General features: G+C 69.9%; 14 protein-coding genes and 3 pseudogenes. 10 read left to right on the forward strand and 7 right to left on the reverse strand.

What is annotated here, in order from left to right; translation table 11 throughout:
* Positions 1-100 precede the first annotated feature (100 nt).
* A pseudogene (locus tag ACQUSR_RS34015) lies at positions 101-530 on the forward strand (transposase); the annotation flags it as partial.
* A gap of 22 nt (positions 531-552) precedes the next feature.
* Here ACQUSR_RS34015 and ACQUSR_RS34020 read toward each other — a convergent pair.
* A pseudogene (locus ACQUSR_RS34020) lies at positions 553-835 on the reverse strand (helix-turn-helix domain-containing protein); the annotation flags it as partial.
* Between the two features lie 245 nt (positions 836-1080).
* Positions 1081-1587: a MarR family winged helix-turn-helix transcriptional regulator gene (locus tag ACQUSR_RS34025; RefSeq protein WP_431040454.1), complete on the reverse strand. Its 507-nt coding sequence runs from the start codon at positions 1585-1587 to the stop codon at positions 1081-1083.
* Positions 1588-1713: 126 nt separating this feature from the next.
* Between ACQUSR_RS34025 and ACQUSR_RS34030 the strand changes: the two genes are divergently transcribed.
* Both ACQUSR_RS34030 and ACQUSR_RS34035 read left to right on the forward strand, forming a co-directional pair.
* Positions 1714-2304 (forward strand): malonic semialdehyde reductase, encoded by a 591-nt coding sequence (locus ACQUSR_RS34030; RefSeq protein ID WP_431040453.1) that lies wholly within the window; start codon positions 1714-1716, stop codon positions 2302-2304.
* A 51-nt stretch (positions 2305-2355) separates the two neighbouring features.
* Positions 2356-3579 (forward strand): MFS transporter, encoded by a 1224-nt coding sequence (locus ACQUSR_RS34035; RefSeq protein ID WP_431040452.1) that lies wholly within the window; start codon positions 2356-2358, stop codon positions 3577-3579.
* Positions 3580-3850: 271 nt separating this feature from the next.
* Here ACQUSR_RS34035 and ACQUSR_RS34040 read toward each other — a convergent pair whose 3' ends face one another.
* Both ACQUSR_RS34040 and ACQUSR_RS34045 read right to left on the reverse strand, forming a co-directional pair.
* Positions 3851-4252, reverse strand: coding sequence for a hypothetical protein (locus ACQUSR_RS34040; protein WP_431040451.1), 402 nt, complete (start codon positions 4250-4252; stop codon positions 3851-3853).
* 1279 nt (positions 4253-5531) lie between these two features.
* Positions 5532-6065: a hypothetical protein gene (locus ACQUSR_RS34045; RefSeq protein ID WP_431040450.1), complete on the reverse strand. Its 534-nt coding sequence runs from the start codon at positions 6063-6065 to the stop codon at positions 5532-5534.
* A gap of 422 nt (positions 6066-6487) precedes the next feature.
* On the opposite strand from ACQUSR_RS34045, the pseudogene ACQUSR_RS34050 reads away from it, so the two are divergent.
* Positions 6488-6785, forward strand: a pseudogene (locus tag ACQUSR_RS34050) (proteasome ATPase); the annotation flags it as partial.
* A 349-nt stretch (positions 6786-7134) separates the two neighbouring features.
* Here ACQUSR_RS34050 and ACQUSR_RS34055 read toward each other — a convergent pair.
* A complete protein-coding gene (locus ACQUSR_RS34055) occupies positions 7135-7521 on the reverse strand; it encodes a MarR family winged helix-turn-helix transcriptional regulator (RefSeq protein ID WP_431040449.1) in 387 nt (128 codons plus the stop codon).
* Positions 7522-7607: 86 nt separating this feature from the next.
* Here ACQUSR_RS34055 and ACQUSR_RS34060 point away from each other — a divergent pair, with 86 nt between their 5' ends.
* The 6 genes from ACQUSR_RS34060 (at position 7608) to ACQUSR_RS34085 (ending at position 14931) form a co-directional block, all read left to right on the forward strand.
* Positions 7608-9083 (forward strand): MFS transporter, encoded by a 1476-nt coding sequence (locus ACQUSR_RS34060; RefSeq protein ID WP_431040448.1) that lies wholly within the window; start codon positions 7608-7610, stop codon positions 9081-9083.
* Between the two features lie 454 nt (positions 9084-9537).
* Positions 9538-10575 carry an AAA family ATPase gene (locus ACQUSR_RS34065; RefSeq protein ID WP_431040447.1) on the forward strand — a complete coding sequence of 346 codons (1038 nt, stop codon included), beginning with the start codon at positions 9538-9540 and terminating at the stop codon, positions 10573-10575.
* Positions 10576-10642: 67 nt separating this feature from the next.
* On the forward strand, positions 10643-11698 hold the full coding sequence (locus ACQUSR_RS34070; RefSeq protein ID WP_431040446.1) for a tyrosine-type recombinase/integrase: 1056 nt from the start codon (positions 10643-10645) through the stop codon (positions 11696-11698).
* Between the two features lie 21 nt (positions 11699-11719).
* A complete protein-coding gene (locus ACQUSR_RS34075; protein WP_431040445.1) occupies positions 11720-12112 on the forward strand; it encodes a helix-turn-helix domain-containing protein in 393 nt (130 codons plus the stop codon).
* A 448-nt stretch (positions 12113-12560) separates the two neighbouring features.
* A complete protein-coding gene (locus ACQUSR_RS34080) occupies positions 12561-13682 on the forward strand; it encodes an integrase (RefSeq protein WP_431040444.1) in 1122 nt (373 codons plus the stop codon).
* A gap of 667 nt (positions 13683-14349) precedes the next feature.
* A complete protein-coding gene (locus ACQUSR_RS34085) occupies positions 14350-14931 on the forward strand; it encodes a hypothetical protein (RefSeq protein ID WP_431040443.1) in 582 nt (193 codons plus the stop codon).
* Positions 14932-14943: 12 nt separating this feature from the next.
* Here the strand turns inward: ACQUSR_RS34085 and ACQUSR_RS34090 are convergent, their stop codons facing one another.
* Positions 14944-17616, reverse strand: coding sequence for a Helicase associated domain protein (locus ACQUSR_RS34090; protein ID WP_431040442.1), 2673 nt, complete (start codon positions 17614-17616; stop codon positions 14944-14946).
* A 37-nt stretch (positions 17617-17653) separates the two neighbouring features.
* Positions 17654-18256 carry a hypothetical protein gene (locus tag ACQUSR_RS34095; RefSeq protein WP_431040441.1) on the reverse strand — a complete coding sequence of 201 codons (603 nt, stop codon included), beginning with the start codon at positions 18254-18256 and terminating at the stop codon, positions 17654-17656.
* Between the last annotated feature and the right edge of the window lie 499 nt (positions 18257-18755).

Here is an 18755-nt window from a genome sequence, read left to right on the forward strand (position 1 = left end):
GCTGACCGCGTCCCGCTACCCGGCGGCCTCGTGCACGACACCGACCGCTGACAGGTCAAGCTCACCACTTCTGTTAGGAGTCCTAAGGGTTCGGCATGGTGTGGGGGCATCGCTGTGGATCGTGTCGGACGGGTTGTGGGATCGCTTGGAACCGCTGCTGCCGTAGCGACGACGTCGGTTCCGGTACCCGGGGCGGAAGCCGCTGCCTGACCGGGAGGTGCTGTGCGGGATCCTGTGCGTGCTGCACACCGGGATCCAGTGGGAGCACCTGCCACACAGGAACTCGGCTTCGTGTCGGGGATGATGTGTTGGCGGCGTCTGGGGGATTGGAACGAGGCCGGAGTGTGGCAGCGCCTGCACGAAATGCTGCTTGCCGAACTCAATGTGGTCGCGCGGTTGGGCTGGTCCCGGTGTGTGGTCGACTCTTCGCACGTCAGGGCGTTAAAAGGGGGCTTCACACGGGCCCCTCGCCGGTCGGCCGAGGGCGGGTGGGCTCGAAGCACCACGTGATCAGCGACGGCCACGGCACCCGCTCGCCGCGGGCGGGGAAGCCGGTTTGAGGGCAAGGAGGGGATGTAGTCGCTGGATGACGCGGCAGGCTGTCGCGGGCGAGAACTCCGAACAGCGGCGCGAGCTGCCGCATGGTGAGGTTTGTGCGGTAGTTGACGGCCACCAGCAGCACCCGGTCCGCCAGCGGCAACCGCCACGGCCGCCCACCGTCGGGACCATTTCCACCCCGCTCCCGCACCACCCGCACCAAGCCCTCGAAGTGTCGCGTCCGCAGTCCCGTGAACGTCTCCACCCGCAACGGCTCAGCCCTCAACACCCCACCCATACACGGGAAATGCCCAGATCACAGCCTTCTGCGACACCCTTTAGGGCGATGTGCGAACCGCTAGTGCGGAGCGTGCAGTTCTCCGGACTCCAACCTGACGCCAGCAGGTTCCCCAACCACAATCGCACAACGAATCATCTGCTCACCTGTCCCAGCGAAGACCGTTGCAGTGCCGGGCCTTTGGTCGGTGGATTGGGGGATCACGGGCCGGATCCGGCGCTGGGGCAGGCGTGGCGTGTGTGGGGTCAGGTGATCGACGTGTCCCCGAGGGCCTCGCTGATTTCGCGCAGCGCGTCTGCGGCTCGTGTGACCGTCTCGCGGTTGACGTCGGCCAGTAGCCGCTCGTAGTTGCGTAGGTGGTCGACCATCGCGGAGTCGATGACGGCGGCGCCGTGCTCGGTGAGGCGGATGTACACGATCCGGCGGTCGCTGCCCTCCCTGACGCGTTCGACCAGGCCTTTGGCCTCCATCTTGTCGATGCGGTTGGTGATGGCGCCGGAAGTCACCATGGCGGCCTTGAGGAAGGCGCCGGCGGTCAGTTGGTACGGCGGGCCGGAGCGCTTGAGCGTGGTGAGCACGTCGAACTCGCCGTAGTCCAAGCCGTGCCGGGTGGCCGTCGTCTTGCAGCTCTTCTCGACCACGCGCGCGAGTCGCTGGATCCGGGCCAGTGCGTGGACCGGCCACAGGTGGGGGATCAGGTCGGGGCGTTCCTTCTCCCACTGCCCGACGATCGCGTCCACGGCATCGCTCATCACGGCTCCTCCCTGTTCATCTCAGCGAACATAATCTCAATGTTAAGACACTTGACGCTGAGATGACAGTCGTGCTTTTATTTCAACGTTGAGATTGTTAACGCTGAAGGACTGGAGCGGCACACCATGAGCCTCGTACTCGACCCCATAGCCCAGGACCTCCTCTTCCGGGAGGCCCGCACCGCCAGCACCTTCGCCGACGAGCCGGTGACCGAGGGGCAGGTGCGCGCCGTCCACGACCTCGTCAAGTACGCCCCCACCGCCTACAACGCCAACCCTCTGCGAGTGATCCTCGTGCGGTCCCTCAAGGCCCGGCGGCGGCTGGCGGCACTGATGGACGAAGGGAACCGGGCCAAGACGGGGGCGGCGCCGCTCGTCGCGATCCTTGCCACTGACAACGAGTTCCACGAAGAACTCCCCTCGCTGCTCCCGCACTTCCCGCAGGCCGCAGAGATGGTCTTCGCTGAGCGCCCGGTGCGCGAGAGGACCGCGCTGCTCAACGGCGTGCTCCAGGCCGCGTACTTCCTCCTCGGCGTGCGCGCCGCGGGCTTGGCCGCAGGCCCGATGACCGGCTTCGACCACGCCGGCCTCCAGAAGGAGTTCCTGGACGACGACCACACCCCGCTGATGGTCGTCAACATCGGCAAGCCGGGCGAGAACGCGTGGTACCCGCGCTCCCCGCGCCTCGCCTACGAGGACGTCGTCACCACTGTCTGAACCCCCCTGCCTCCTGCTCCTGCCTCTGCTCCTTTGCCGATGGAGACCGCCATGTCCTTGCTGACCCGTACGAAGGCCGCTACGACGACCTCCTCCCCGGTGGCGTCCCCGCCTCCGGTCCTGTGGCTCGCACTGCTGGCCACGCCGGTCGCCCTGAGCGCCAACAGCCCGGTACTGATCCTCCCGGACATGGCGGCCGCGCTGAACGTCCGCACCGCCACGGTCACCTGGATCGTCACCGCCTTCGCCTGGGCGATGGCCGTCGGCACCCCACTGATGGCGAACGTACTGCGTCGCCGCGGCCTGCGCGCCGCCCTGCACACGAGCACCGCGGCCGTCGTGGTGGGCACGGTGCTGGTGGCCTTCTCACCATGGCTGCCCCTGGTGATGGGCGGCCGTGCGGCCCAGGCCGTGGGCGGCGCGGGTCTGGTGACCGTGGCGATGAGCCTGGCGGGCTCGGCCCGACGGATGGGCGTCATCACGGCCGGCTTCGGAGTCCTGGGCGCGGTCGGTCCGCTGCTCGGCTCGCTCATCGCCGAGACCGTCTCCTGGCGCCTCTCGCTCTCTGTGTCCGTGCTCGGACTGCTGGCCGTCCCCGCGGTACTGCGCGGGGCGGACACCACGGCCCCCACGATGCGAACGCCCTTCGACGCCCGCGGCGCCCTGCTCCTCGTCCTGACCGCGACGGCGCTGGTGTTCCTGCCGCGCTACCCGCTGACGGCGCTGCCCGCCGCGTTCCTGGGAGCCGTACTCTTCGGCCTCCACGTACGCGCGGTCCCCCACGGCTTCGCGCCCCTCGCGGTGCTCCGCAGCCCGGTGTTCGCGGTGTCCGCCCTGCTCGCGATGGCCCTGTCGACCTCGTACTTCACCCTGCTGTTCACGATCCCCCAGCTGCTTCGCGACCGCACCGACTGGTCGATCCCGGCCATCGGCGCGGGCCAGATGGCCGCCCTGCTCGTCGGCTCCTTGCTCTCATGGCTCCTCGCGGCCGCGTCGGCCCGGATGAACCGCCCCCGGGTCATCACGATCCTCCTCGTCCTCGGTGCCCTGGCCCCCCTCACCACCCTCCTCACCCCGTGGGCCCCCCTGCTCCTCCTCGCCGCCTCCCTGGCGGTCTTCGCCACGACGGCCGGTAACGGAGTCCTCGCGGTGCACGCCGCCCAGGCCACTCCCGCCCCCGACCGCCCCACCACCATCGGCCTCTTCAACCTCGCCTACCAACTGGGCGGCGCCTTCGGGCCGGCCCTCGCGGCCCTGCTGACCCTGGGGACATGAGCCCAGCCGGCGCGAAGTGCCGCGACGGCAGCAGACACCCCATCGCCCGTCCACACCGCCATACAACCCAAGAAAGGCCGCCCGGCCCGCCATACGCGGGACGGACGGCCTTTCGCCGGTCCCACCAGGACGGACCAGACGCTGAGACGGACCACACCTCGAAGCAACATACCCGCGACCCGGCGGCGTAGCCGAGGCCAACGGCCGACGAGGGGGCCCGCAACGTGAACCGGCGACGGGGACGATGAACCGGCAAGCTTGTCGTCCAACCTCAGGTGTTCGGCGCGGTCGCGACAAGGGTGACCTGGGCGGTCCAGGCCCAGGGTTCCCGGGGCGGATTCCACGTCACTTCGACGTCGGCTCCGTGGAAGTCCCGCGCGAGTCCCGCCACCATGGCGGCCACGGCGGTCCGCGCCTCGGCAGGGTCGGCGTTGACCGGGACGTCGGCGAGGCGCGCCCCGGCGCCCGGTGGGCGGCGGGCCGCCCTCGAGCGGGACCCCGGAGTGATCAGCCGACCTTGGCCGGTTCCTCGGCTCGGGCTCGTGTCTGACGGTCTGCTGCGCCAGCGGGAGAGGCTGCGGTCGATGACCGAGGCCGACGACTGGGCCCGTGCCGAGGGCACCCCGTCCGGCGAGGAGATCGCCCGCGTCCGGCGGCTGATCCGTCGCGTCACCGAGGAAGTCGACCAGCTCACCGACGCCGGACCAGCCTACCGACGCCGAACGCGCCGAGATCCAGCAGGCCGCAGCCATGGTCCGCAAGACCCGCGAGGGCTTTCTTCGCATGCCCCGCGTCCCCCAGCCCCTGCCCGACCTATGACCGGAGCGACCCGCATGACCCCGACCGGCCCCGCCGTCCAGGCCCTGTTGGAAGGCCGGCGAGCCGACACCGGCCGACGCCGCAGCCGCGTGCTCGCCGCCCTCGCCGAGGCCACGAAGTGTGGCTCCCCGGTCAGCATCGCAGCGATCGCCCGCCGCGCTGGCGTCGACCGCGCCGTCCTCTACCGCCACCGCGACCTGCTCGACCAGGTCCACGCCCAGGCTGTGGAGCCGCGTCCACGCCCAGGCTGTGGAGCCGCCCAGGACCCCCGGCGGCCGCCGCGGCCGGCCGTCAGCCGGGCGTCGCTCCGAGCCGACCTGATGGCCGCGGACGCTCGCACCGCCCTGGCCCGCACCGGCCGCCCCCCGCGTCGACCAGGGACTGTCGCGTTGGGCCTTCAGCCGCCTTGCCTGACCACCATGCGGCCCGCCACGCCACCACCCGTCACCGTGGTCATCGACCGCGGCGACGGTGCGATCCACTCGCACACCGCCCTGGCCGCCCATCATCCGCAGTCCGGCCGGATCGCCCTGCACCCCGGCCTGGGCAGGCCGCTGCCGCTGGAGGGGTTCATGGACGGGTCAGTCCGCGGTGCCGGTGGCGTCCTGGGTTTCGTGGGCGTGCTTGAGCCGCATCCGCGCATCGACGACCTCGGCCCTGCTTCAGACAGGTCCAAGAACGTGGACCGACAGCTCCCGCAAGCGGCCGTGCAGTCGCTGGGCCTCGGCCCTTGTGCTCCACGGTGTATCCAGGGGAGGCGGCCCGCCGACGGGACTGCCACCTGTCGGTGTCGTACCGGCCGTCCAACGGGTCCACGGCCTCCGGTACAGCGCGTCGTACTCAGCCCGCGTCCGGTGCAGCTCAGCTCCAGCTGGGCTGCGAGCAGGGGGATGGAAAGGGGGTACTCACACCAGAATCATGTGTGCGTTCGAGTATGCGGCAAGTGACGTGCTCCGCACTGAGCTGCGGCCTGCGTACGGCGTGGACCGAGACCGGGGACCGGGGGCCCGCTCGGCCCAGGCGCCTCAGTCGGGGCTGCCGCGCCGCCGTCAGTCCGGGGCCCCGGGCGGAGTCGGAGGCGCCGACCGGTCCGGAGCCTGGGATCCATTCTCTCTCGCCGCGCCAAGACGGGGTCAGAGCGGCGCGTGAGGCTGCCGCTTCAAGTCCTCCTCTGTACTCCGTATCCACCTGGAAGGCTTCGGGAGCGGATCGCCTCGCATGAAGGCGGCCAGGACCTGTATCGCTTCGTTGGAGCAGCTGTACAGGTGGAGCTTTTCCACATGAAGGCCCAGGGCTGCTCGGGCCGCGAAGGCGAGAGCACGCTCGGCGAGGTGCAGAGCCCCGATGACCCGCGCTCGGACCTCTTCGGCCTGAGGCATCAGCAGGAGTGCCATCTCCGCGGCGTCCGTGTGGCGCTGAGCGACGCTCCGCCACCGGGGTATCTCCTCGTCCAGGTTCGCGTGAACGTTCTCCGTGACGAGCCGTCGTAGTACGAGCAGTTCGGCCAGGGCGTTGTTCCCCGCCTCCCGGGCCCGGTCCTCGACTCGCTGGGCCTGTGCGGTCCTGGCTTGGTGGTGCTGCTGGAGCCACGCGCCCACGAGAGCGCCTCCGGCACCGACCACGGCGCCCCCGAAACCGATCAGCCCCACCAACGTCTCCGTCTGCACGACGATCATCGTGCCGGGCTGAGGTGCGTGATGGGGCTGATTCCGTCAAGTCCTCGGCGGACGGCTACCGCTCACAGGCTCGACTCCTCAAGGGACGGGTCCGGACCGTACTCGACGGTGTCTGGCACCGCCCTGCCGCCTGCCTGCCGAAGCCCACCCCGTTCGCACGCCCTGTTCGCCTTGGCCGCCTCCCGACCTCGGGCCGTGACTTCCACCGCCAACCATTGGCCGGCTGTGCCCGTCCCGCCGTACAGCCTTGTCCGGCTGGCTGCCCGCTCCTGGCCGCCGGCTCCAGCGGACACACCGCCGCTCGGGCGGAGGCGGTCGGCTGTTTCCCGACACCGGATCGGGGCAGGCTGGACCGGGCTGCGCAGTATCGAGCGGGGAGCGCCGGCCCGCGCCGATGCTGCGCTGGCGCGTCCGAGGAGCGGCTCGTCGAGCTCCAGACGAATCTGGCTGGACTCTCCGCTCAGAACGAGCAGCTCGCAAACATGCTCCGTGAGGCGGGGCCAGATCGTGGCTTTCAAGGAGGAGGTCGACCGGCGCGCGCAGCCGCCGGCCGGCTTCGAGGTCTTCCTGTAGGCGAGCGAGGACGGCACCGCCGACGTCTTCCCCGGGGCCGCAAACTGGGTGAACGACAGCTCCAGCGTCGAGCTGGAGGACCTCCGGCGGGGCCAGGAGGTCATGCTCGACGAGGCGCTCAACATGGCCGAGGCCATCCTGACCGCCGCTGCCTTACTGGCCCTGCTGATCATCGGCCTCGCTGTCCCCGTCCAAGCCGCAGATCAGTGTGTCCGAGTGAGTGGAACGGTCTCTTGCGCGTTCACCTCAGACGAGGCCGTCCCCGGATGCGCCATCGGTGCCACTGTCGACGCCAACGTGCTCGACTCCGGCGCCTGACTGGCCAATGGCGCGGAGCGTCGCGGCTGGCGGCGGCGAGCCGGGGGAGGGAGTCTGGCCGCTTATGGTCTGGTGTTGGTGGTGCTGTCGTTGTTGCGGACAGTGCGGGTGGGTGTCGGCGTAGTCGAGAGTGCCGTTCCAGGGTGGCCGGCGCTTGTGGTGTGGCTGGTCACTGGTCGCCTCGGAGTGTTCGTGCGAGGACGGATCGGTGTGTGGGTTTTGCTTGGGTGTGTCGTCTGCGGCCTTCGTCGGTGAGGATGACGAAGATGCCGCGGCGGTCGAGTTCGCACATGACGCGTTCTACCAAGCCGTCGCGTTCCAGTCTGGCGACGAGTCGGGATGCGGCGCTCTGGCTCAGGTGTACGACGCCTGAGAGGTCTTGGCCTCGGCATTTGCCGTGCTCGGTGGTGGCGAGGAGTTCGAGTGCCTCGAACTCGCTGACGCCGATGTCGTGGTCGGCTTTCAGTTCGCACTCTAGGGCGTTGTGTACGGCGGCGTGCCGAGCGAGAAGGCCGTGCCACTCCTCGACCAGCTCTTGCTCCGAGCTACCGGTCATGGGCCAAGGGTAGCATGCGCCCGCATTTGATGCGCAAGAATTAAATGCACTTGCATGCGATGCGTGTGCATGTAATTGTGGCGCTCATGAGTCCTTCCGTACCCGTCACCACCTCCGCCTCCGGGTGGACGCCAAAGTTGTGGGGCGTCCTGCTCACCGCCTCCCTCGTCATCGGGCTCGACGCGCTCGATGTGTCGATGGTGGGCGTCGCGCTCCCCTCCATCCAGGCCGAACTGGGCCTGTCCACCAGTGCGTTGCAGTGGGTCGTCAGCGGTTATGTCCTCAGCTACGGTGGGCTGCTGCTGCTGGGGGGACGCGCCGCCGATCTGCTCGGACGCCGCCGCGTCTTCTTGACGGCGGTAGCCGTGTTCGCCCTCGCCTCACTGGTCGGCGGCATGGTCGACTCCGGAGCCCTGCTGATCGCCACCCGCATCCTCAAGGGCATGGCGGCCGCGTTCACCGCACCTGCCGCGCTATCCATCATCACCACCACGTTCGCCGAGGGGCCGGCGCGCAACAAGGCACTGGGCATCTTCTCCGTCTTCGGGGCCAGCGGCTACTCGGCCGGGCTGGTGCTCTCCGGAGTGCTGACCGAGGTCGGCTGGCGGTGGACGTTCTTCCTGCCGGTACCGATCGCACTCATCGCGTGGATCGCGGCCAGCCGTCTGCTGCCCAAGGACGGCCCCCGGTCCGCCGGCGGCTACGACCTGCCCGGCGCGATCACCTCGGTCGCCGGAATGCTGCTCCTGGTCTACACCGTCGTCGAAGCGCCGGAAGCCGGCTGGGCCGCGCCCAACACGCTGATCCAGTTCGCCCTCGCCGCGGCACTACTGATCGCCTTCGTCATGATCGAACGCCGCAGCAAGCACCCCCTGGTCCGCCTCGGCATCCTCCGCTCGGGCGCACTGGCACGGGCCAACCTGGGCATATCGGTGTTCTTCGGCGGCTACATCGGCTTCCAGTTCGTCGTCATGCTCTACCTGCAGTCGGTACTGCAGTGGTCGGCGCTCCAGACCGCATTGGGCTTCCTTCCAGCCGCGGTGATCGTCGCGTTCGGCTCGCCGCGCATGGACCGCCTGGTTGCACGGGTCGGCACCTCGCGCACTATCGCCGGTGGCGTGATGGCTCACCTCGTCGCCTACGTGCTCTTCCTGGTCATCGACCGGGACGCCCCGTACGTGGCCGGTGTGCTGCCCAGCATGATCCTGCTCGGTGTCGGGTTCACTCTGGCGTTCGCGTCCTTCAACATCCAGGCCACCGCAGGGGTCCCGGACCACGAGCAGGGCCTGGCCGGCGGCTTGCTGAACACCTCCACACAGGTCGGCGGCGCTATCGGGCTCGCTGTCGTCACCGCTGTCCTGACCGCCGGCGGCGAGGGTAAGACCGGCCCGGACGCTCTGCTCGCCGGCTTCACCCCGGCACTGCTCGCCGTGACCGTCCTGTCTGCCCTCGGCCTGCTCATCGCTCTGACGGGCGTGCTGGGGCGGCCCGAGACCGCCAAGTCGGTGGACCAGCCGGCGCATCAGCGGGCGGACGAACCCGCTCTCGCCCTCGTCGACTGACCCTCCCGCCACGGCATGTCCCGGTTGCCAGACACTCACCGGGACGTGCCGCTGGGGCGCGCTTGACGGCTGCGGCTGGGGAGGGCCGCTGGGCGGGTGTTACGCCGAGCTTGGTGAGCCGGTGCTGCTGCTTCCTCGGACACCCCCGCCCAGGAGCGCCCCTGCCGTTGCACCCATCGTCCGAGGCCGTCGCCTTCGAACAGGACGCCGGGCGGGATGTCGGGGGCCGGCCGTCAGGCTCGTCGGTATGAGTGGGCGGTGGGGTGGCAGCGGGTGGGCGTCAGCGGAAATTGCGGTGTCGATGTCCTGGTAGCGGGTGTGGGGCGGGGTTGTGGTCGCTGTCATGGGGTGACCAAGCGGCTGTTGTGGGGCGGTTAGCAGGTCTGGTTGCTGGCTGTCATGGCTTTCGCTGTTCCTATGTGAGGGGCTGGCCGGTTCGGGTGGGCTGGGCTGTATGACGGTTCAGGGCGTTCCGGCGGGTGTTGCCGAGGGCGGGGCGGGGGCGGCTGTTGTTGCGCCGGCCAGCGGTGGGTCGTTGGCGCGGGGTGTGGTGGTGCGGCGGCTTCTTGCCGTGGATGAGGAGGGGACGCTGTCGCGGTTGCATGTGCGGATCGCGGCGGAGCTGGCAGGGGTGTCGGAGCGGACGGTGTGGCGGTGGCTGGCCGATGGACGCCGGGGCCTTGTCGAGGCACGGCCGCGACAGGACGGGTTTTCGCTGAGTGACGCGTTGTGGGAGGTCCTCGCTCAGGCGGGCGGGAACGTCGCAGAGTTGCGCCGCAGGATGCTCCGGGCCCAGGAAGAGGGGGCCTTGGAGGGGTGGGGTGCAGATTGTGTGCCCTCGCTGCCGACGTTGCACCGGGTGATCAAGCGGGATCTGGGGGCGGGCCGGGTGCTTGAAGTGGCGCGCCCGGCAGGGGGCCGGGCTGGGTTGGAGCCGAGCCGGTATGACCGGGCGCTGGCGGATTTGGGGCTCGTGGACGGGGCGGGTGGTCCGCTTGTTATCGACGGGCCGCCCGCCGACGTGCCGGTGCCGGAGGACGCCGCGGATGCTGGGGTGCGGGGCGGCGGTGTGCGGTTGTACGTGCCGGGGGTCCGGCTGGTGTCGACCCGGCAGGTGGCCGCTGTGGCGGAGGCTGTGGGGCATACGGTCGCGGCCCGCGGGATGTGCTGTGTGTACGGGGACACGGGCCTGGGGAAGACGGTCGCCGTCGAGCAGGCGTTGCATCTTCTGCCCGGCCGGGTGCCGGTGTGGCGGGCGGTGGCCGGCGTGGCACCCGGTCTGCCGCAGCTTCGGGCCTCGCTGTGTGAAGCGCGCGGGCTGCCGGCGGGGGCGCTGCCACACCGGGCCGGGCCGGCCAGCCAGGCTCTGACGCGGGCACTGGCCGAGCCGGGTGTGCTGTTTCTCGATGACGCTCAGCGGCTGACGCCGCCATTGTGTGGGTTGCGGGGTTGGCCGTTTGGTGGCGTTGCCTTTCCGCTGGTGACTCGTTGATTGCTTCGGTAGTGCGCGTGTTGTTCAGGTGCCGCCTGAATGAGTAGTCACGAGATGGTGGTGGGGTATGGGGGAGCGGGTTCTCCGGCTGATCGATGGCGGGCTCGCCAGCCCGGCCAGCAGCAGCGATGTTCCGGATATGTGGGCCTTCCAGGCCGAGTGCGTGGCGGCGTTTGCGTCGACGTGGGTGGTACGCGGGTTCTCTCCGACGACGGTCCGTTGCTACGCGGCGCTGCTGGAACGTGTGCTGGACCGCTTCGACCGGCCGGTGTGGGAGATCGAGGCGTCGGATGTGGACGCGATGCTCCGTGCTCTGGTGGTGGCGGGCCGGGCACCGGGCACTCGACGCCAGTATCTGCAGATGCTGCGTGCGTTCCACGGCTTCGTCCAGGACCGCTACACCACACAGATCCGGGCGCTGTATGGAGTGCCGGTCGGTGATCCGCTGGACCGGTTCAACCGGCTGCGGCATATCAGCGATGACTCGCCCGCCCTCCGACTGCCGCCCACGGCCGAGCGTCTGCAGGGGTTCTTCGGCTTCGCGCGCGCCCGCCTCGCAGCCACCCCGCACTACCCTGCTGCGGCGCGGGATTACGCGCTGCTGCGCACTCTGTACCACTCAGGGGTACGGGTGAGTGAGCTGGTCCGCCTCGACCGGTGTGACGTCCACCCCCTGCTGGGGCCGTCGGGGAAGCTGCATGTGCGGTTCGGCAAGGCCGCGAACACATCGGGCCCGCGCCCGAGATGGACTCCGCTGCTCGACGGGCTCGACCAGATCCTGGACTGGTACCAAAGTGACGTCCGTCCGCTCTTCCCTGACAGCGCACCGCTGTTCTGCGACGGACAGGGCGATGCGCTGAAGCCGGAGACCGTACGCGACCGACTCGCCCGCCTTCTCGATCTCGAAGGCAGGTCCTCGGCAGAGCGGTTCACACCGCACGCGCTGCGCCGCGCCTGCGCGACCCACCAGTACGAGCAGGGTATGGACCTCCTCGCCGTCCAGCAGCTCCTCGGCCACCGGCACATCGCCTCGACCATGGCCTACGTCAAACCCTCACACACCTTCATCGAGGACGCCTGGCGCCGCGCCACACTCACCGCTGTCACCGGCCTGGCCGGCTGAAGGACGAGAGGGGCAACAGCAATGACCGCTCCCGAATCGCACCCCACCCCGCACACGAGCACGAGCACGGGAACACAGGTGGAGTGGAAGCTGCGGATGACCGCAGCACAGCGCGGAGTCTGGACGGGAACCGAGCTGCGCCGCCTGCTGGCCGAGCGAGCGGGCCTCGAGCTGTCCGCAGCGTCGGTGTCCGCGCTGTTCACCAAGCAGCCGTCCCAGGTGAAGCTGTCCACGCTGGCCGCGTTGTGCACCGCCCTGGACTGCACCCCCGGCGACCTCCTGACCCTGCGCGAGACCGTGCCGCAGCCCGGCCCCTCGCCTTCGCCCCGCGCTGCACCCGCCTCGGCCCTACCGTCGCCCTTCGCCGTAGCCCCGGCACCCGCGCCGCTGAACCGGTCCCTGCCCCCGCTGTGAAACCACGGCTGAACTCTTGCCCCTACCTCGTCCGGCCATCAGACACTTCCCGATGACAGCCACCGCAACCGATGCCGTCCAGGGCCGCTGTACCGCCTGCCACAAGCTGCGATGGCTGCGCGCCGACACAGGCCGCTGCGCCTGGTGCTCACGTACGTGCTCCGACTGTGGAGCATCCCGGCGCTCGACGGAGCTGCTGTGCGCGGCATGCAGACGCCGGGCCGCCGGACAACCCGCACGCGGCCAGTGCCAGCACTGCGGACGACGACGGACCCTGGCCCCGGCGACCCAACGCTGCCGGGCCTGCATCGACCCGGCTACCGCCCCAGCACCGGCCCGCTGCGCCGGGTGCGGCAGCAGCGGCCAGTGGGCCAAAGGACTGTGCAAGCGCTGCTACGAGCATTCGCCCCACACGGTGCTGACCCGCGCGGCCGGCTGGGCGCGCCGCATGCCCCAACCACCCTCGTGGTGGGCTGATTTCGCCGCGCACCTCGCAACCCAGCGCCACCCGCTCTACGCAGCCGATGTCATCGCCGACACCGCACGCCTGCTCCTCACCACCACCGCGATCAGCCCCTCTGACCTGCTCACACGTGCCCGCCAGGACAGTCCCCAGCTCGTCGGGGCGCTCACGGACTTCTTCCGCGCCCACGGCCGACTCATCCCGCCCGACGACCTGGCGGACACCAAGGCAGCCGTACGCCGCGAGCGCCGTATCGAGGCCGCCCCCGCCCCGCTGCGCCCCGAGGTCTGGGGATTCGCTCACTCCTTACTGGCCCAGCGCGAACAGGCCCGGCAGCTGGGGCTGCGGCCGAACCAGCTGAAGACCATCGAGATCCGCCTGGACACCGTCCGCGACCTGGCAATCCACCTCCACGCCCGAGGGCACACGAGCTGGGCAAGCGTCAGCACAGCACACCTGGAAGCCTTCCTGGCGAAAAACCCCGCACGCCGCGCGTCCTGGCTCGCGGGACTGCGCCAGTTCTTCTCCTACGCACACCGCACCCAAGCGGTCCTTCACGACCCCACCGGCTCCGTGACCGCCGCGCAGCACCGGGGATTTCACGGACCCACTCTGACGTTGTCCGAGCAGCAGGCCCTGTACCGAAGGTGGAGCACCAACCTGGACACCCATCCGCATGAGGCGTTCATCGGACTTGCCGCCCTGCTCCACGCGGCAACCTCCACCGAACTACGCCTGCTCACCAGCAGCGAGATCGACACCGTCCGCCACGCCGTCCAGTTCCCCGGCAGAGCGGTGGCCATCCCATTGGACCCCGCGACCTGGACAGCTCTACAGCGCTGCCAAGAGCACCGCGGTCAGCTCCGCTCGAATAACCCTCATCTGCTCGTCACCCGGCTCACCCGCACCACCCGTGGCCCCGCCGGCGCCGCGCACATCCGCGACAGCCTGGCCCCCGTCGGCCTGCTGCCCCGCATCCTTCGCTCCACCCGCCTCCTCACCCTCGCGGACGAGCTCGACATCAAGGTGCTCACTGCCTCTCTGGGAATGTCGTACGCAGGAGTCGCTCACTACATCCCCGACACGAGCCCCACAAGCCGCACTTGATCGGAGCTATGGGAGTAAAAGGCAGAGCTGATCCCTGACGCCGAAGTACTCAGTGACGAAACCACGAGGAAGACACTGAGCCTGGATGCATCCGTGTTACTTACGAGTGGATCCACCATGGTCTGGGCGAAATCATGACCGTCTCGGCAGGGCTGGCCGCCGACCCTGGCCCGAGGGCAATCCGCCTGGTCCGGCCGCCCTGAGCTGAGTGATCACGGGCGTCTCCTACTGGGCACCGGCGACAAGCTGGCAGCGCGGGTCACGACGGACGTCGCCGGCATCCCGGTGTTGTCCTTCTGGTATCGAGCCCCAAAAGGGCGAGGCGGGAGCACTCCGCCGGATGGAGAACTGGCGCGGTCCTTCGGCTGCGCCTTGTCCGCGACGCCGTCCGGCACGCACATGAGCCGAACGACCCGTACGCGGAGAACACCACCGCCTTCGTCGTCGCCAACGAAGGGAAGAGCCGACGGCCGAGCCGGTATCCTGCCCGCAGGGCTGACGCCCTGGGCTTCGCCGACGCCCACACCGCACCCCGGACACCCACACTGCCCGGAACACTGGTGGAAGGTCTTCCGGGATCAACGGACCGCTTGACGAACACCTTGAGGATCCATCGAGCCGGGGTTGCCGTGTGGGGGTGAGGACCCGGTGCCGAGAGGACCCGTCCATGACCAAACGCACTACCGAGCAGCAGCGCGCCCGCGAACTCCAGCGCACCGCACGCGAGCATGGCACACACTTCAGCTACCACGAAGCCCTCAACTGGGTACGTGCCACCGCCGAGGCACAGGCTGAGAATCCAGATGAGATCGTCGTCTTCGCGCCGCACGCGGCCTGCATCATGATCTTCGACGCGGACGAGGACCCCGAGTACATCCGTGACTCGATCACGCCGATTCCCGCAGCGGAAGCCGAGCTCGCCAACGAGCTGCTCCAGCGGAGAAACGCTCTGATGCGCGCCCACTCCAAGGCGCAGCTCGTAGCCGTGATCCGCAGCAGGTGGGGTGTTCCGATCGCGGATCTCATGCGCTCCACCAAGCAGGAGCTCGCCAATGATCTTGTGGACGGCGAGGACAGCCGCGAGCGCTACGAGGCGTACGGGCGGGTGGCGCTGATCAACGGCAGGCCGACGCGCGACTCACGACCTCTTTGCGGAGGCGTCGGCTGCTCCGGCCACGACAGCGCGACGCCCTGGCCCGAAACCCGCGCGCGCTTCCGTGCCCAAGGGCCCTGCATCGACGCACAGTAGCCCGAGTGGCTTCTACGTCCTCGCCCATTCCAGTCCGAGCGCGGCGAGCGCGGTGAGTTGCTCCGCCGTGAGCTTGTCGCGCCTCGACTTGGTGTTCGAAATCCACACCCCCAGCTTCACTGCCACCGGCTCTGCCTCGCCGTCGATCGCGATCTCTTCGCTGTGACCGCGCGGCACCGGCCGCGCCGCGCCTTCCCTCTCCACCCACTGCCTGAGGGCTGCCAGGCCGCGTTGGAACGCCTGCTGCGCCTTGCTCGGACCCTTCGCCGCTCCAGCCGCCGCCGGGGCGAGAGACGGGGCCTCAGTCCCCTTGATGCCCAGCATGGTCAGCCGCTCCTGCTGCTCGGGCAGGAGTTGCGCCCAGGTGCCGGGTTCCTGCTGCCGCCACCGCCACGTGCCGATGTCGTCGCCCTCGAAGACGACGCCCGGCGCGATGTAGGGCAGGACGCCGTCGGCGTCGACCAGGTCGGCGAGCACCCGGTAGTGGCGCTGCCAGCTCAGCGGCCAGGGGCAGTTCCAGTCCGGGTCGATCGCCGCCAGCTGCTCCGCGCGCTCCTGCGCACGCTTCGGGTCCTTGCCGAGCCCGCCCTTCCGGCGCAGGTTCGCCATGTGCTGGCCGATGGGCACCATCGCTTCGCCCTCGCCCCAGACCGCGTCCTGCCGGGGCGCGAGGTGTCCGGTCGCCCGCCGGTACGACCGCAGCGCGGCGAGCTTGGCCTCCCACGCCTCCTCGCCCGGCTCCCAGACCATCCCGGCCTCCGGCGCGTCCAGCAGGGTCTTGCGCCGCTCCTCCAGCTCACCCGCCCGCAGCGCCTTCCGCTGCTGGTGCACCCATCGACCAAGCGGAAAATCCTTCGTCACCCCCACTTCGACCTCAACGTCGTAGGGCACGGCGTAGACGCCGGTGATCTCGTTCTCCGCCCGCCACCGCAGCAGAGCCTGGTAGCCCTCCAGCCACACCAGCGACTCCGGCCGGTACACCCGGGTGCGCAGGAACGCCGCGATGGTCGCTGCGTCGCGGGGAGAAGAGAAGTGGAGCAGCGCCGCTTCGGCGGCGGCCTGCGTGTCGCCCTGCTCCTGGTCCTCGCCGTCGCCCTCGCCGCCGGCCCCGACGATCTGCCCGTCCTCGTCACGCCGGACGTGGACCTTGCGCTGCCCGCTGGTGAGGGCACGGGAGGCGAGCTGCTCGACCAGGCGCTCGTCGTGGCTGCGCAGGCCCTGGAGGACCGCCACAAGGGGCCGGAAGCTGGCGGAGGCGACCATGTCGGTCGGGTCCTCGCCGGGCTCCAGGAACACCGGCACGATGATCCTGGCCACCTTCGTGGTGCCGTCCTTGTTGAGCCGGAGCGCCCGGCCGATGTTCTGCACGATCTCCACCTGCGAGCCGCGGGTGTCCGCGAAGCAGACGGCTTCCACGCCCCGCTCGCCGGTGATGTCCACGCCCTCCCCGAGCACGCGAACGCTGGCGAGGAACGCCCGGTGCACCCGGCGCCCGGCCGCGTCGATGCCGTTGGCGAACTGGCGCAGGACCTCGCGCCGCTCGGCTACGAGGTGGTCGCCGCACAGCCACGCCGACCACACCCGGTCCGGCGGGACGTGGCGGCCGGCCTCGAGTTCGTAGAACTCCGCGTCGATCGACGACTTCGGCAGCCGGTCCGCGGCCGTCAGGCCGTCGTCCGAGGCGTCGTTGACGTACAGCTCGGCAGCGGTCTCCGGCAGCTTCTCCGCGAACGCGGCGGCCTCCTCCACCTTCTGGTGGAACGTCATGACCGTACGGAGGTTGTACGCCGCCGCGTGCTCCAGGAGCGCGGTCTGCAGGAGCGCCAGGCGCCGGCCCCGCCGCGCCTCCTCCGACTCCCCGAGGACGGGCGAGGGATCGCGGATCTCCAGGACGTCGATCTCGAATCCGGCGAGGATCTCGCGCTCGATCGCCTCCGAGAGTCCGAGTTCTGCGAGCCACGCGCCGTACGTGCCCTCCGGGTCGTCGGCCATGGTCGCGATCTCCGCCTCCTGGGCGTCCGCGCCCTTCTGGGGCCGGGCTGCGGCGAGGATGCGCGGGGTCGCGGTGAGGTAGAGCCGGAAGTCGGCGGGGATGCGGGCGTTGTCGTGGATCGCCGCCCACGGCCGCCCAAGATCACCAGCAGTTCCGTGGGCCTCATCCACGATCGCGAGGTCGAAGCCTGCCATCTGCTGCCCGTACAGCCGCTCTCCGCCCGCCAGAGCGGCCTCCAGCGGCCCGCGAACCTTCCGCTGGCCCTCGGGGGCGTCGATGTCCTCGCGGTCCACCAGCGAGGCATACGTGGCGAACACGACCACGGGCCCGTGCCCGGCCCACAGGGCCAGCTGGATCGGGTTCGTGGTGGTGTGCACTCCCAGCGAGTTGAGGACCGCGTCGTTCTCCAGCGAGCACACGGCGACCATCGGGGCCCGGTGGCCCACCAGGCGCCACGCCTGGGCGGTCTGCGCGAGCAGGTCCAGGGTCGGGACGGTGACGAGGATCCTGCCGTCCGCGAACGACTCCAGCGCGCACGCGGCGGCCGTGATCGTCTTGCCCGATCCGGTCGCTGACACGATCGTGCCCCGGGCACCCTGAGGGGGCACAGATGACCTTGCAGGGAATCCAACCCACCTACGAAACGCGGAGCGCTGGTCTACCTGGTGTTCCTTGAGCTGAATTTCTGACATTTCCTTGCCTCCCCGAGCGGTCAAATCCTGCGGTCTTTCAGAGGGCCGCGTGCGGAATGCAGGCCGCGCCCAAGTCGTTCCAGATCGACGCATCTGCCTTGTGCCAGCCGCCGGGCTTTCCGCCCTTGAAGGGCGGCTTGTCGTCCGGGTCGTAGTGCCCGGCATCGAGCGTGCAGACAATGACGTCCCCGTCGCTGTTCCTCGTCCGCGCGGTGCACAGACCGCCGGCCTTGCCCAGCGCCTCCAGCACCCTGCGCCGCGCCGTGGTGTGCGGATGGGTGCGCGGCAGTACGGACTCTCGGACGAACCTCTCCAGCCGCACCAGGTCAGTCCGCTCACGCTGCCTCACGTCCGCGAGATGTACGGCCAGTTCAGCGGCCCCGGCCGACCGGCCGCCACGCCGGGACCAGTCCCGGTCTGCGATGCCCACCAGGACCTCGCTCACGGCCGTCACGCCGTCATCCCAGCCGTCCGCGAACACCTCGCCCCGCGAGGCCGGCGCCATGCCGTCCAGCTCGACTACCTCGCTCTGCGCCCCGGCGATCGCTCCGACCTCCAGCGCGGCCACCAGGTCGTCCGCCTCGCTCGCGGGCACGCCTTGGGCCTCCAGGAGCGTGAACACCTTCAACCGGGCGTTCACGCCCGCAGTCTGGTACTGAGTCACCCGGCGCAGAGAATCGCTGCTCAGCGCGGGATCGGGTCCGGGTAGATTTGTGGTGACCGGTCATCTGCGGTCGTTCCTATCGGAATTCTGGGGAGGTTCCCGGGTGGTTAGGGGTGTCCCGTGTTTCCGCCAAGGGTACATGCCGCATCAACCTGATGCACGCGGTACACTGGAACCCACACGAACGAGCGACCTCCACCCTCGCAGCCAGCCCGGCCCGCGCCAGCGGGGCCCAGGCGGTCCTGGAGGCGCAGCCGGAAGGACCGTTGAGGCGGGGGAGCGCAGCGGACCCGCCGTCCCGGGCTGGAGCGAAGCGGAAGCCCGGAAACACTGGGGCGTAGCCCCATAGCTCTGGGAGTGCAGCGGACAGAGCGTCACCCCTGGTGCGCAGCACCAGGGGTGCGGGCCGCGCAGCGGCCCGTCAGCGCTCCCGCGGAGCGGGAGCGCAACACCCGTGCGCAGCACGGGTCTTGGC

This window comes from Streptomyces sp. P1-3 (assembly GCF_050613155.1).
Taxonomy (GTDB): domain Bacteria; phylum Actinomycetota; class Actinomycetes; order Streptomycetales; family Streptomycetaceae; genus Streptomyces.